Raw genomic sequence first — 13,287 nt, 5'->3', positions numbered from 1 at the left:
AAGAATAACGGGGAACGTGAGTACGATGACACACCAAGATTATACCGACGTGGATAAATCGGAGGACATCAAAGTTCTCCACGGCATGGGCTATGCCCAGGAACTGGAACGGCGCATGAGCCGTTTCTCCAACTTCGCCATCTCGTTTTCGATCATCTGCATTCTGTCCGGCGGCATCAATTCGCTGGGACAGGCGACGGCGGGTGCCGGCGGTGCCGCCATCGGCATCGGCTGGCCGCTCGGCTGCCTGGTCTCGGCGGTCTTCGCCATTGCCATGGCGCAGATCAGCTCGGCTTACCCGACCGCAGGCGGTCTCTATCACTGGGGTTCGATCCTCGGCAATCGCGGCACCGGCTGGCTGACAGCCTGGTTCAACCTGCTCGGCCTGATCACCGTGCTCGGCGCCATCAATGTCGGCACCTATTATTTCTTCATCGGCGCTTTCGGCACCTATCTCGGGATCACGGATTCCATCACGGTGCAGATCATCTTCCTGATCATCCTGACCGGCGTCCAGGCCCTGGTCAACCATATGGGCATCGGCCTCACCGCCAAGCTGACCGACTTTTCCGGCTATCTGATTTTCGCCACGGCGATTGCCCTGTCGCTGGTCTGCCTCGCTTCGGCCAAGTCGTTCGAATTCAGCCGCCTGTTCACATTCGCCAACTATTCCGGCATGCCGACGCCGGCGGCGGACGGATCGATGACCGGCAGCCCCGTCTGGCCCACGAGCTCGAGCCCGTGGGTGTTCCTGCTCGGTCTGCTGCTGCCGATCTACACGATCACCGGTTATGACGCATCCGCCCATACATCCGAAGAAACCGTCAAGGCGGCGCATTCCGTGCCGCGCGGCATGGTTTCGTCGGTGCTGTGGTCGGCCGTCTTCGGCTATATCATGCTGTGCTCGTTCGTGCTGATGCTGCCAAGCATGGATGCGGCGGCGGCACAGGGCTGGAACGTGTTCTTCTGGGCGATGGGCGAACAGGTCAATCCTGTCGTCAAGAACATTCTCTACTTCCTGATCTTCATCAGCCAGTTCCTCTGCGGCCTGGCGACGGTAACCTCGGTCTCGCGCATGATTTTTGCCTTCGCCCGCGACAAGGGCCTGCCGGGATCGAGCCTGTTGTCGAAGGTCAGCCCGCAATACCGCACGCCCGTCGCCGCCATCTGGACCGGCGCCACCCTGGCGGTGCTGTTCGTCTGGGGTTCGAACATGGTGTCCATCGGTGACACGCCGGTCTATTCGGTGGTTGTTTCCTGCACGGTCATCTTCCTGTTCTTCTCCTTCGCCATTCCGATCGCGCTGGGCTTTTTCGCCTGGGGTACGCCGAAATGGAACAAGATGGGACCATGGAACCTGGGTGAAGGCATGTTCAAGCTGTTCGCCATCCTGTCGATCCTTGCCATGGCGCTGATCTTCATCATCGGCATCCAGCCGCCGAATGAATGGGCTCTCTACATCACCGTCGGCTTCCTGGTGGTGACGGCTGCTGTCTGGTTCGGCTTCGAACGCCGCCGTTTCCAGGGCCCGCCCATCGGCGATGCCGTGGCCAAGCGTGCCGCCGAAATCGCTGCCGCTGAAAAGGCCGTCGGCGAACGCGGCTGATTGCAAAACGGGGGCGGCGGGCTCGGGCCGGCCGCCCTGTCTTTTGACCCAATCCAAATTCTGTTTGAGGATAGACAAGAAATGCCCGGACATTGGAGTTTCGACGAATTAAAGCGCCATGTAACCAATGGCGAAATTGACACGGTGCTGGCCTGCTTCGTCGACATGCAGGGCCGCCTGATCGGCAAGCGCTTTCATGCCAGCTTCTTCGTCGACTCCGCCCATGACGAGACGCATGGCTGCAACTATCTCTTGGCCAACGACATCGACATGGAGCCGGTGCCCGGCTACAAGGCGGCCAGCTGGAAACAGGGCTATGGCGATTTCGTCATCAAGCCCGACCTTTCCACCATCCGCCATATTCCGTGGCTGGAAAAATGCGCGCTGGTCCTGTGCGATATTCTCGACCATCACCATCACGAGGATCTCGCCCATTCGCCGCGCGCCATCCTGAAGCGCCAGCTGGCACGGCTGAAGGAGCGGGGCTATCTCGCCTACTTCGCCTCGGAGCTGGAATTCTACCTGTTCGACGAGACCTATGAGAGTGCGCGTGCCAAGCACTGGAAGGGCATGACCACCGCATCGCCCTATATCCAGGACTACGTGATCCAGATGACCACCAAGGAAGACGCCGTCATGCGCGCCATCCGCAATGGTCTGTTCGATGCGGGCATTCCCGTCGAAAACTCCAAGGGCGAATGGGGCCCGGGCCAGGAAGAAATCAATGTGCGCTATGCCGAAGCGCTTGAAATGGCCGACCGGCACGTGATCATGAAGAACGGCTGCAAGGAAATCGCCACCCAGATGGGCAAGGCGATCACCTTCATGGCGAAATATGATTATGCGCTGGCCGGCAGTTCCAGCCACGTGCACAACTCGCTGTGGAGCGCCGATGGCAAGACGCCCCTGTTCTATGACAAGAACGCCGAACACACCATGTCGCCGCTGATGCGGCAATGGGTGGCCGGGCAGCTGAAATATGCCGACGACTTCACCTTCTTCCTCGCGCCCTACATCAACTCCTACAAGCGCTTCCAGGCCGGCACCTTTGCGCCGACGAAGAACGTCTGGAGCCTCGACAACCGGACGGCGGGCTTCCGCCTGTGCGGCGAAGGCACCAAGGGCATCCGCATCGAATGCCGCATCGGCGGGGCTGATCTCAATCCCTATCTCGCCTTTGCCGGTCTGATCGCGTCGGGCCTGGCAGGCATCGACGAGAAGCTTGAACTCGACAAGCCGTTCCAGGGCGATGCCTATGGCGGGGCGCGGTTGCGGGAAATCCCCAAGACCCTGCGCGAGGCGACCGAAACGCTGGCGAAGTCGAAGATGCTGAAGACGGCGCTCGGCGACGAGGTGGTCGAGCATTACGTGCACACCGCCAAGTGGGAGCAGTTCGAATATGACCGCCGCGTCACCGATTGGGAGTTGCATCGCGGTTTCGAACGGTATTGAAGATCACGGCAAAGGCCTGTCCCGCGGCATGCGTTCGCGGGGCGGGGCCAGCTTTTGGAAAACACAGGCTAGAGGTTTACCCATGACCGAGACGGTCAAACTGATCACCCCCATCGACGGCTCCGTGTATGCGGAGCGTCCCGTTGCAACGGACAAGGCCATCGACGCGGCCGTGGAAGCGGCAAGGCAGGCGCAGGCCGGCTGGTCGCAGACCAGCATCGCCGAACGCGGCCGGCTTTGCCTTGCGGCGCTGGATGCCTTGCTCGGCATGAATGACGCGATCGTGCCCGAGATCGCCTGGCAGATGGGCCGCCCGGTGCGCTATGGCGGCGAAAAGGGCGGCGTGGAGGAACGCACGCGCTACATGGTCGCGATTGCCGAACGGGCGCTTGCGCCGGTCATTGAAAACGACAAGCCGGGCTTCCGCCGCTACATCAAGCACGTGCCGCTCGGCGTCGTCATGGTCATTGCGCCGTGGAACTATCCGTATCTGACCGCCGTCAACACGATCATCCCGGCGCTTATGGCGGGCAATACCGTCATCCTCAAACATGCGGCACAGACGCTGCTGGTCGGCGAGCGCTTTGCCCAGGCTTTTGCTGCGGCCGGACTGCCGAAGGGCGTTTTCCAGAACATCGTGCTGAACCATGCCCAGACCGAAAAACTGCTGGGGTCGGGCCGGATCGACCATGTCAATTTCACCGGCTCGGTCGGTGGCGGCCGCGCCATCGAAAAGGCGGCAGCGGGCACCTTCATGTCGCTCGGGCTTGAGCTGGGCGGCAAGGACCCGGCCTATGTGCTGCCGGACGTCAATCTCGACCATGCGGTGGCCAATCTGGTCGACGGCGCGTTCTTCAACTCCGGCCAGTGCTGCTGCGGCATCGAGCGCATCTATGTGCATGCGGATGTCTATGACCGCTTCGTCGACGGCTTTGTCGACCTGACCAAGCAGTATGTGGTCGGCAATCCGCTCGATGCGACAACGACCATGGGGCCGATGGCGCAGACACGTTTTGCCGAACTCATCCGTGAACAGAAGGCGGAAGCCCTGCGCAAGGGTGCCAAGGCGCATGTCAATATGCGCGTTGCCAATGACGCGGCCGGATCGCCCTATCTTGCGCCCGAAGTGCTGACCGGCGTCGACCACCAGATGAGCGTCATGCGCGAGGAAAGCTTTGGCCCCATCGTCGGCATCATGAAGGTGCGCAATGACGAGGAAGCGCTGGCGCTGATGAATGACAGCCAGTACGGCCTGACGGCGTCGCTATGGACCACCGATACGGACCGCGCCGCCGCCATCGGCGAGCGGATCGAAACCGGTACGGTGTTCATGAACCGCTGCGATTATATCGATCCGGCGCTGGTGTGGACCGGCGTCAAGGAAACCGGCAGGGGTGCCGCCATGTCGGCCATCGGCTACGGCAACCTGACCCGTCCCAAATCCTTCCACCTGCGTGAAGCGATCTGATTTTCTGAAAGAGACACACCATGAGCAAGCTGATCTCCAAATGGAATTACCCGACCACCGTTCGCTTCGGTGCGGGCCGTATCAAGGAACTGCCAGAGGTTCTCGAGGCGACCGGCATCAAGAAGCCGCTGTTCGTCACCGATCCCGGCCTGGCCAAGCTGCCGGTGGTGGCGAGCACGCTGAAAATCCTCGACGATGCCAAGGTTCCCTACGGCGTTTTCTCCGAGGTGAAACCCAACCCGGTCGAATCCAACCTCACCGCCGGCATTGCCGTGTTCAAGAAGGGCAAGCATGATGGCGTCATCGCCTTCGGCGGCGGTTCGGCGCTCGACCTTGGCAAGCTCATCGCCTTCCAGGCGGGCCAGACCCGGCCGGTCTGGGATTTCGAGGATGTGGGCGACTGGTGGACGCGCGCCAACAGCGATGTCATCGCGCCGATCATTGCCGTGCCGACCACGGCGGGAACGGGTTCGGAAGTGGGCCGCGCCGGTGTCATCACCAATGAAGAGACCCACACCAAGAAGGTGATCTTCCATCCGAAACTTCTCCCGGCAATCGTCATCGCCGATCCTGAGCTTTCGGTGGGGATGCCCGCCTTCATCACCGCCGGTACCGGCATGGACGCGCTGGCGCATTGCCTCGAGGCCTATTGCGCACCGGGCTATCACCCGATGGCCGACGGCATCGCGGTCGAAGGCATCCGCCTCGTGTTCGAAAACCTGCCCAAGGCCTATGCCAACGGCAAGGACCTGACGGCGCGTGCCCATATGATGAGCGCGGCGGCCATGGGCGCCACCGCCTTCCAGAAGGGGCTCGGCGCGATCCACTCGCTGTCGCATCCCATCGGCGCGCTGTATGACACCCATCACGGCATGACCAATGCGGTGTTCATGCCCTACGTGCTGGCGTTCAACCGCGATGCGGTGGAAGAGCGCATTGCGCGGCTGGCCAGCTATATCGGCATCAAGGGCGGGTTCGACGGCTTTGCCAAGGCGATCATCAAGCTGCGCAAGGAGCTGAAGGTGCCGCATGCGCTGCCCGGTCTGATCAAGGATCTCAACATGAGCAAGAAGCAGAAGGAACTGATCGCCGATATGGCGATTGTCGATCCGACCGCCGGCGGCAATCCGGTCAAACTGACAAAGAAAGCAGCGCTTAAGCTGCTGGATGAAGCGATTGAAGGATAGGCTCTGAGCCTGCCTCAATCGTCAAATTGAAACGGGGTGCTGGCAGCAGCACCCCGTTTTGTTTTGCCGACATGATGCGGATCAGTGCTCCAGAACCAGCAGGTCCTTGGCGGCGAGGCTGACCTTGACGTCTTCGCCGGGCACCGGCGGCGGCGCGCTCGGATCATTGAATGTATCGAAGGATACGGTGTTCTGGCCAAGCGAGGCGCGGATGCGGATGACCGAACCGAGGAAGTGCACGCTGTTGATCTTGCCGTCCAGCGTCGTCTCGCGATTGCCTGTGGCGCCGCCGAGGCTCACCGCCTCCGGGCGCACGGCAAGGGAAATCTTGTCACCGGTCTTGTGGCCGTTGAGACGCTTCAGGCCGATCGACACGTCCTTGCCGTCGACGGTGATGGTGCCGGTGGCCGCATCGCGCACAACCGCATCCAGCGTGTTGAGCGTGCCGACGAAGGATGCGACAAAACGCGATGAGGGCTGGTTGTAAATCTCGAACGGCGCGCCGACCTGCTCTGCCTTGCCTTCATACATGACGACGATACGGTCGGAGATCGACAGGGCCTCTTCCTGGTCGTGGGTGACGAAAATCGTGGTGATGCCAAGCTTGCGCTGGATCGCCCGGATTTCCTCGCGCAGCGACACGCGGATCTTGGCGTCGAGCGCCGACAGCGGTTCGTCGAGCAGGAGAACCTGCGGCTTGGTGGCAAGGGCGCGGGCGAGCGCGACGCGCTGCTGCTGGCCGCCGGAGAGCTGATAGGGGAAACGTTCGGCCAGATGGTCGAGCTTGATCAGCGACAGCATCTCGTGCACCGTCGCGTTGATCTCCGCCTGTGGCTTCTTGGCAACCTTCAGGCCGAAGGCGACATTCTGCGCCACGGTCATGTTGGGGAAAAGCGCATAGGCCTGGAACACCATGCCGATATTGCGCTGGTTGGGCTTGAGGTTGACGACGTCCTTGCCGCCGATGCTGATCGTGCCGGATGTCGGGGTTTCGAAACCGGCGACCATGCGCAGCACCGTTGTCTTGCCGCAACCGCTGGGGCCGAGGAAGGAAATGAATTCACCCTTCTCGATGCTCAGGTTGAAATCATGAACAACCGTCGTGGCTCCAAAACTCTTTTTCAAATGGCTGATGGTGAGAAATGACATTGGCAAGGTTCCCGATTATCGCTTGGTTGCAGCGAGGGATTTGTTGAAGCGGGTGACGACCTGGATAAGCCCCATACAAACCCAGGTTATGGCAAAGGCGATGACGGAGAGCGCCGCCGGTTCATAGGCGCGATTTGCGCCGAGCAGCTGCAGGAATGGTCCGAAAGCCGGACGGTTCAACAGGGCTGCCATGGTGAATTCGCCGATGACGATGGCGAAGGTCAGGAACGCACCCGACAGCACCGCAATGAGCACATTGGGCAGGATGATGCGTGCCATGATGGTTATCCGGCTTGCGCCAAGGCTTTCGGCGGCTTCGGTCATGGTGCGGATATCGATGGCGCCAAGGCCGGTATCGACGGCGCGGTACATGTAGGGCAGCGCCAGTGTCGTATAACCGAAGCACAAAAGGATGTTGGTGCCCACGGCCGAACCGGTCAGCGGCAGCATCGAGGAGGTGTTGTACAGCCTGATATAGCCGAACACGATGACAATCGCCGGGATGACCAACGGCAGCAGCGTGATGAACTCGATGAACGGCCGCCAGCCCGGCAGGCGCAGGCGCACCCAATAGGCCGTCGGAACGATGAGCAGCACGCCGACGAAAATGGTGGCGATGGCCATGACGACCGAATAGGCGAACGTCGCCTGGAAGCCGGGATCGCTCAGCACGACCCAATAGGCATCGAGCGAATAGACCCCGCGCCGCATGCGCAGCGAAAACTCAAACAGGCCGATCAGCGGCAGGGCAAAATAGAGAATGCCGAAGGCGAGAGCGAGCCAGGACCAGAAACGGTTTTTCTTCATTTGAGCCACCGTTCACTGCGGGCGCGCATCCAGATGTAAATGCCGTTGGAAATGCCTGTTATGACGATCATGCCGAAGGCCAGGGCATAGCCGAGCTGCGGGTCCTGCAGGACGTCGCCGCGGATCTGCGCGTAGAGGACGATCGGGACGATGCTGAGGGACGAGCCGGTCAGCGCATAGGCCGTGGCGATGGCACCGAAGGAATTGGCGAAAAGCAGGAGAATGGTGCCAAGCAGGGCAGGCCACAGGATCGGGAAGGCGACCATGCGCCAGTATTGCGGTCCGGTTGCGCCGAGAATGAGGGCGGCTTCCTTCCATTCACGCTTCAGCCCGTCCAGCGCCGGCGTGATGATCAGCACCATCAGCGGAATCTGGAAGTAGAGATAGGTGATGGTCAGGCCCCAGAAACTGAGAAGATTGAAGCCGTGCGCGTAGAGATTGAACCCGAAGACGTTGACCAGGAGATAGGTGACGAGGCCGGTCCGTCCGAGCGTGAACAGAAAGGCATAGGCCAGCGGAACGCCGGCGAAATTCGAGGCGACACCGGAAAACGTCATCATCGGCGCGCGGATCCAGCTCGGCAGGCCGCCCAGGGTGATGGCCGCGGCGATGCTGAAACCGATGAACGCGCCAAGCAGCGCCGATGTCAGCGATATCTTGATCGAGATCACGTATGCATCGATGATCGATGGCTGGAACAGGTTGACGAGATTGGCGAAGGTCAGATTGCCCTGCGCATCCTGGAACGCCCCGGCGACGAGATAGATCGTCGGCAAAACCAGGAACATCACGGCAAACAGGAAGAACGGCATGACACCGAGCCAATCAAGCGACAAGCGCTTGCGCTCCTGGGTGGCGGCAGGTGGAATAGAGGAGGTGCTTGCTTCTGAAATCACACTCATGGATTTTGAAGACCGCTTTCTGAGCTGCATTATAGACGCTACCGCATCAATTGCGAAGCGAACAAACTGACCGACGGTTCAAGCAGGGCGCGCCTTGTCTCTGAAAAAGGGAATCCCCGCGGATGTTTCCACGGGGATCCGATGGTCAGAGATTACTTGACGTTGGCGCCGACAACCTTGTCCCAGCCCTTGGTGATGGCTTCCTTGGCGGCAGCCTGTTCATCAAGCGTCGGGAAGAAGGCCTTTTCGTAGGCCGCTGCCGGTGGCAGCTTGTCGAGGACTTCCTTCGGTACCTTGTTGTTCTTCACCAGATCCTTGAAGCGGGTCGGATGGCAATAGCCCTTGAGGTAGCCGATCTGGCCTTCGTCGGAATAGAGATATTCCATCCACAGCTTGGCGGCATTGGGATGCGGTGCATAGGCGCTGATGGCCTGGACATAGACACCGGCCAGAACGCCCGATGCGGGAACGACGACTTCAACCGGCGGGTTGCCCTTGAGCGTGTCGCGGCCCGAAAGCGCATTGTAGTCCCAGTTGATGATGATCGGGGTTGCACCCTGTGCCAGCGTGCCCGACTTGCCGATGACCGGAACGAAATTGCCTGCCTTGTTGAGGTCGGCAAAATACTTCAGGCCGGCTTCGGCAGCAGCGGCACCGGGCTTGGCACCGGTCGATGCGCCGGCGGCCTGTACGGCGAGAATGGCCTGGTTGGACGCACGCGGATCACCGGCAAGCGCTACGGTGTTGGCATATTCCGGCTTGAGCAGGTCAGCCCAATCCTTCGGGACATTCTTGACGATGTCGGTGTTCACTTCGAACGACATGACGCCATAATAGTCGCCATACCAATGGCCGTCGGCATCCTTCAGTTCGGCCGGGATCGAATCCCAGGTGGAAACCTTGTAAGGCAGTGTCAGGCCGTCTTTCTTGGCATCGGGGCCAAAGGAAAGACCGACGTCGATGACGTCAGGCGCCTGCGGGCCCTTGTTGTCCTTGTTGGCCTTGATCGCTTCGACTTCGTCCTTCGATCCGGCATCCGGATTGAGTTCGTTGACGGTCAGGCCGTACTTTGCCTTGAAACCGGCAATGATATCGCCATAACCACACCAGTCGTGCGGCAACGCGATGGTCGTCAGCGATCCTTCCTTTTTCGCGGCGGCAACCAGATCAGCTGGCGCATCCGCGAACGAAAGCGTGGTGCTTGCGAACAGCAGCGCTGTCGATAGAGAGAGCAAGCGTTTTGAAGAAACAACCATTTTAACACCCCTGTTTAAGCGACAAACGTCATTGGCTCTGTTTTCGACGTTCCTGCCTCCCGATATAGGGCTCTCATGTCAGTTAGATGACAGGCCTGCGAACGTCTTTTGCTGAGCAGTGGAAAGAAGTGAAACATTTTTTTGGTGGCTTAGCAATTCGCACGTGAGAGAATTATGACAGTGTCCGGACAGTCGGCTGAATTGCTCCCATAACGACAAAAAGATTGGCATGAGCGGCAGTTAGCCGAATAATGAATGTCGCATTTGATTTCCTGCGACATGCTCATCCACAAGGATCGGCCGGGGCAAGAAAAATCCGGTTAGCGGACTAACATTATTTTGCAAAAATTTGGGGAATGACCGCCCTTGGCGGGGTGCTCTCGCGCTGCTTTTTCCGGCTGGATTGCCGTGCCGGATTCGGGCGGCAATTCCACCCAAATCCCGTGGGGGAAACCGGGCATTATGACGATGTGGCGGAAAGCTGCGGTGCGTGGTTCGACAAGCTCACCATGAGGGGGGATGAGGATTGCAGGGAGCCATACTCTGCAACCTTTGCAATTTGTATTGAAATCAGCCCAGCTCCCTCATGGTGAGCTTGTCGAACCACGCACCACAACCGCGAGGAATATTAGTGTCCGCCACCTCCGCCGCCCGAGGCAGCGGGTGCCGGTTTGCGCATGAGCACGGCAAAAAGCGCCAGCGAGGCGAACAGCATCGTCAGGATATAGAAGACGTCCATGAACGACATCAGCGAGGCCTGCTGGTGCACCATGCCGGAAATCCGGCTGAGTGCCGCGGACGAGCCGTCAATGCCGTGCGACTGGAAATTCTTGGCCATGCTGGCCATCAGATTCTCGGCTTCCGGATTGCCCCAGCGCACCTTTTCGGACAGCTGGGCGTAATGCTTGACACCGCGATCCGTCAAGATCGTGTTGATGACGGCAAGGCCCACGGCACCGCCGAGGTTACGTGTCAGGTTGAACAGGCCCGAAGCGTTCTTGAGCCGGGACAGCGGCAGGGTGCCGAGCGCCAGATTGTTGATCGGCACCATGCACAGCATCAGCGAGCAGCCGCGCAGGATCTGCGGCAGCAGCAATTCATAGAAATCCCAGTCGGCGGTGAGGCCGGTCATGGTCCAGGTGCCCGCGGCAAAACCGATGAAGCCGATCATCATCATCAGGCGCGGATCCATCCGGTTGGACAGGAAGCCGGCGACGGGTGCGGTCATGAACATGGCCAGGCCGCTGACGAACAGGGCTTCGCCGATCATCAGCGCGTCATATCCCCGGATGCGGCCGAGATAGAGCGGATAGAGATAGGTCAGGCCATAGAGGCCGACGCCCATGATGAAGGAGAACACCGAGCCGAAGGCGAAATTGAGATTCTTGAAGGCGCGCAGGTCGACGATCGGCTCCTCGGCGGTGAAGGCGCGATAGAAGAAGAGCAGCGCACCGAGTACGAGAACGATGGCGAAGAAGAAGATCGTGCTGTCCTGCAACCAGTCATTGCGCGGACCTTCCTCGAGCACGTATTCGAGCGAGCCGAGGAACGCGCCCATGCCGGCCAGGCCCCACCAGTCGAACTTGCTGAACAGCGACTTGTCGCCCTTGTCGAAGTCGATGAGGTTCCAGGCGGCAAAGGCAACGATGATGCCGGGAATGACGTTGACGAGGAACAGCCAGTGCCAGGAAAAGGCGTGGCTGAGATAGCCGCCGACGGTCGGCCCGATGGTCGGCGCCAGCGTGGCGACGAGGCCGATGATGGGCGAGACGACCGAGCGCTTGGAAGGCGGGAAGATGGTGAAGGCTGCCGCGAACACGCTGGGGATCATGCCGCCGCCGATGAAACCCTGGATGGCGCGGTAGACGATCATCTGATCGATGTTGGTGGCCGTGGCACACAGGACGCTGGCTGCGGTGAAGCCCGCCGCCGAAATGGTGAAGAGAACGCGCGTCGACAGGAGCCGGCCGAGGAAGCCGGACAGCGGGATCATGATGACTTCGGCGATGAGATAGGAGGTCTGGACCCAGGAAATCTCGTCGGAACTTGCGCTCAAACCCGCCTGAATTTCGGCAAGCGATGCCGAAACGATCTGGATGTCGAGAATGGCCATGAACATGCCGAAGACCATCGCCACAAAGGCGATGGCTTTCTTCGGATCGATGTGATCGGACGGCACGGCCGGTGCCGCTGGCTTTCCGCTGATGGTCGTGCTCGACATGATCTCGGGTCCGGTGCTGGTTGCGCTTACTTGGCCGGTGCCGTGCGGGTATCGACGTCAACGATGACGCTCAAGCCCGCCTGAAGCCTGCCGGATGCCAGAATGTCGGCGGGCAGGGCGATGCGAACCGGGACGCGCTGGACAACCTTGGTGAAATTGCCGGTGGCATTCTCGGCCGGAAGCAGCGAGAAGACGGCGCCGGATGCCGGCGCAATCGAGGCGACGGTGCCTTCAAACGTGTCACCGGAGAGCGCGTCGACCCGTACCCGTACCTTTTCGCCCGGCACGATGTCCCGCAGCTGCGTTTCCTTGTAATTCGCGTCGATATAGAGCGAATTGACGGGAACGAGGGCGGCAAGCCGCTGGCCGGGGGTGACGAGATCGCCCTTCTTTGCCGAGAGATTGCCGACAACGCCATCGAGAGGCGCACGGATGACGGTGAAGGAGAGATCGCGGGCGGCCTTGTCCTTGCTCAGCTGCAGCGAGGCAATCGATCCCTCGGCTTCCTTGTACTGGGCTTCCAGCACACCGACATTGGCGACTGCCGCAGCGATCTGGGCATCGGCGGAAACGAGATTGGCCTTGGCCTGATCCAGCGCCGCGGTGGCGTCGTCGAGCTGGGACTGGGAGGCAAAACGCGTCGCATGCAGCTGGCCGGCGCGGGTTGCGGCGGCTTCTGCATTGGTCAGGACCGCCTGTGCGGCGACCTTGCTGGCTTCGACCTGTTTGACGGATGCCTTGGCGGCTTCCGTCTGGGCCTGAATGCGCAGAAGCGTCAGGCGCTGTGTCGCGATCTGCGCCTCGGCCTGTTCTTCCGCGATGGTATAGTCGCCATTGTCGAGCGTGATCAGTGGATCGCCCGCCTTGACGCGCTGGTTGGCGACGACATTGATCGTATCGATATAGCCGGTGATCTTGGGCGCAATGGCGGTGATGTCGCCCTGGATGTAGGCGTCGTCGGTCGAGACCATGAAACGGCCTGTTGTCCACCATTCGTGGCCATACCAGGCACCGGCGCCGACAGCGGCGACAATGATGACGGGCAATATGAAGCGCTTCACCGAGCGTTTTGGCGGTGCCGGGGTCGCAGTGACCACGTCGTGCTGCGGGGCTTCACTTTTCACCGGTGCTTCGACCTTGGAAGCAGGGGCGGGTGCAGGGAACTGACGAATCTCAGCCTCGTTGGTGGATTTCGGCGCGGACATAGAGAGCTCTTTCTACAGATGTTCAATCCGGTAA

Annotated in this window: 10 protein-coding genes; 4 read left to right on the top strand and 6 right to left on the bottom strand. The window is 60.5% G+C overall.

What is annotated here, in order from left to right; translation table 11 throughout:
- Positions 1-25 precede the first annotated feature (25 nt).
- The 4 genes from ACZ5FP_RS17640 (at position 26) to ACZ5FP_RS17625 (ending at position 5,713) form a co-directional block, all read left to right on the top strand.
- The gene (locus tag ACZ5FP_RS17640) at positions 26-1,606 is read left to right on the top strand and encodes an amino acid permease (RefSeq protein ID WP_464661435.1); all 1,581 of its coding nucleotides are present in this window, start codon (positions 26-28) and stop codon (positions 1,604-1,606) included.
- Between the two features lie 81 nt (positions 1,607-1,687).
- Positions 1,688-3,058: a glutamine synthetase family protein gene (locus ACZ5FP_RS17635; protein WP_223612451.1), complete on the top strand. Its 1,371-nt coding sequence runs from the start codon at positions 1,688-1,690 to the stop codon at positions 3,056-3,058.
- Positions 3,059-3,140: 82 nt separating this feature from the next.
- The gene (locus tag ACZ5FP_RS17630) at positions 3,141-4,526 is read left to right on the top strand and encodes an aldehyde dehydrogenase family protein (RefSeq protein WP_464661434.1); all 1,386 of its coding nucleotides are present in this window, start codon (positions 3,141-3,143) and stop codon (positions 4,524-4,526) included.
- A 20-nt stretch (positions 4,527-4,546) separates the two neighbouring features.
- On the top strand, positions 4,547-5,713 hold the full coding sequence (locus tag ACZ5FP_RS17625; protein ID WP_223612453.1) for an iron-containing alcohol dehydrogenase: 1,167 nt from the start codon (positions 4,547-4,549) through the stop codon (positions 5,711-5,713).
- 81 nt (positions 5,714-5,794) lie between these two features.
- On the opposite strand, the gene ACZ5FP_RS17620 is transcribed toward ACZ5FP_RS17625, so the two are convergent.
- The 6 genes from ACZ5FP_RS17620 to ACZ5FP_RS17595 form a co-directional block, all read right to left on the bottom strand.
- The gene (locus ACZ5FP_RS17620; protein ID WP_223612456.1) at positions 5,795-6,862 is read right to left on the bottom strand and encodes an ABC transporter ATP-binding protein; all 1,068 of its coding nucleotides are present in this window, start codon (positions 6,860-6,862) and stop codon (positions 5,795-5,797) included.
- Positions 6,863-6,877: 15 nt separating this feature from the next.
- Complete coding sequence (locus tag ACZ5FP_RS17615) at positions 6,878-7,669, bottom strand: ABC transporter permease (protein WP_464661433.1); 792 nt, start codon at positions 7,667-7,669, stop codon at positions 6,878-6,880.
- The gene (locus ACZ5FP_RS17610) at positions 7,666-8,481 is read right to left on the bottom strand and encodes an ABC transporter permease (RefSeq protein WP_425350416.1); all 816 of its coding nucleotides are present in this window, start codon (positions 8,479-8,481) and stop codon (positions 7,666-7,668) included. The genes ACZ5FP_RS17615 and ACZ5FP_RS17610 overlap by 4 nt, the downstream gene beginning before the upstream one ends.
- 242 nt (positions 8,482-8,723) lie before the next feature.
- Positions 8,724-9,827: an ABC transporter substrate-binding protein gene (locus ACZ5FP_RS17605; protein WP_464661432.1), complete on the bottom strand. Its 1,104-nt coding sequence runs from the start codon at positions 9,825-9,827 to the stop codon at positions 8,724-8,726.
- A 628-nt stretch (positions 9,828-10,455) separates the two neighbouring features.
- Complete coding sequence (locus ACZ5FP_RS17600) at positions 10,456-12,048, bottom strand: DHA2 family efflux MFS transporter permease subunit (protein WP_464661431.1); 1,593 nt, start codon at positions 12,046-12,048, stop codon at positions 10,456-10,458.
- A 26-nt stretch (positions 12,049-12,074) separates the two neighbouring features.
- Positions 12,075-13,253 (bottom strand): HlyD family secretion protein, encoded by a 1,179-nt coding sequence (locus ACZ5FP_RS17595; RefSeq protein WP_464661430.1) that lies wholly within the window; start codon positions 13,251-13,253, stop codon positions 12,075-12,077.
- Positions 13,254-13,287 lie beyond the last annotated feature (34 nt).

The sequence above is a fragment of the Phyllobacterium sp. T2-21 genome (genome assembly GCF_055378485.1).
The sequence above is the reverse complement of the archived record's forward strand: the minus strand, read 5'-3'. Positions and strand labels throughout refer to the sequence as shown.